Source organism: Prevotella sp. S7 MS 2 (assembly GCF_000762865.1).
Taxonomy (GTDB): domain Bacteria; phylum Bacteroidota; class Bacteroidia; order Bacteroidales; family Bacteroidaceae; genus Prevotella.
This window is the reverse complement of sequence record NZ_JRPT01000117.1, coordinates 1-1454: the sequence shown is the minus strand read 5'-3', so window position 1 is coordinate 1454 and position 1454 is coordinate 1. Positions and strand designations below refer to the sequence as shown.

The following is a 1454-nucleotide window of genomic DNA, read 5'->3' as shown; positions in this document are numbered from 1 at the left end:
GCGGAATGTACAAGAGTTCTTCAATTTTATTTTCAATTTGCGTATTCCCCGTTCACTTCCGTTGTTGTCAGGCGGTATCAATGGGTCTTCAAGAAAGTTGAAGATGTAGTCACGGCATTTTATCAATCCCTTCTTGACGGTTTCAAACTTTTTGCCAAGACTGCTAACATTTATTTTAAGCAGACTGTCCAAGCGTTCTGTCCATGATGTCTTGGGGATTACTGTCGATGGGTTAGTGTTCCTCTCATGTATGGCTTCACGGAACAAGTCGGTTATCTTTCCTGACCAGTTCTGCTTGGTATTCAGTTCCGACATATACTGTAACTCCCGCAGCAAATGCGCAAGGCAAACTTGATGATTGAGGAAATGAAGCGCAAAGTATGCGCTATGGCGGTCTGTTACGGCTGTCATGCGTTCCAGACTGTCGCCAAACTTGTCTGTCAACACTTTTGAGCTTCTGCCATCAGCACGGAAAAGCAAGGTGTAATAAACAGTCTGCGCAATCCATGCCCAGTCAAGACGCTTGTTGCAATAGCATCCGCTCTCGTCGAAACCGACAACACTTGACGACATGACATATTCCTTGATTTTCTCAATGGCAGGCTGTGCATTTCTTTTGGCTTCCCTCACCCAGTTTACAAGCGAGCCTTCACTCGGAGCAACCCCGAATACCTCACGCAAAAAACTTGCTATACGGCCGTACGGAAGGAACTGCACGACACTGAGATACACGACAAGTGACTTTACGCTTGCATCGTAAATCACATCGTTGGACTTGCGCCTTGGTGCGGTACGGATGCGTTCGCCACAACTCTTGCATATCATAACATAGTGGCGTATCTCCTTGACTACCGGCTTCAGCTCTGGAATTGAGATTACTTGCGTTACATAGTCAAGTACACGCTCTGCATCGGCAAGAGACTCACCACAGTTAGTGCAGTATTTGGGAGCATCGTACACTATCTCGTTTGGCATGGAAGAGCAGGATAGTTTATGCCCGTCATGCCCTTCCTGACCGCCAGGCTTCTTGCCGCTAGGCTTGCGGAGAGTCTTCGTTCTTCTAACGATTTCGTCTTTCATGCTCTCCTTGCTAGGCGGAGTGCTGCTGTTGCCGGAATTTTTCTTGGGCTTCTCGTATTTAGACAGGCGTTCTTTTAGTCTTGCATTTTCTTCGTCCTTCTTGCGTATTTGATGATTAAGAGATTCTATGTTACGGTTCAGCTTGGCAATCTCAGCATACTGCAGACCAATGGTTTCACGCATCAGCCGCATCTCGGTCGTCATGTCTTGCAGTACTTTTGATATGTCCGTAACTTGCTCTTTCATAGGTATAAAGGTACAAAAAACATCTCACATACACAAGAAATAAAGACACTTTGTTTTGTCTTTTAATAGGTCTTTTCCTGTTTATTTCAAACGTGGATTAAGGTGCAAGGTGTCGCTGAATAGTTACC

General features: G+C 45.5%; 1 protein-coding gene. It reads right to left on the bottom strand.

Features of this window, described 5'->3' with window-relative positions; translation table 11 throughout:
- Nucleotides 1-1326 (bottom strand): IS66 family transposase (locus HMPREF0671_RS11615; RefSeq protein ID WP_036900982.1); only part of this gene is annotated, 1326 nt, incomplete at its 3' end.
- Nucleotides 1327-1454 lie beyond the last annotated feature (128 nt).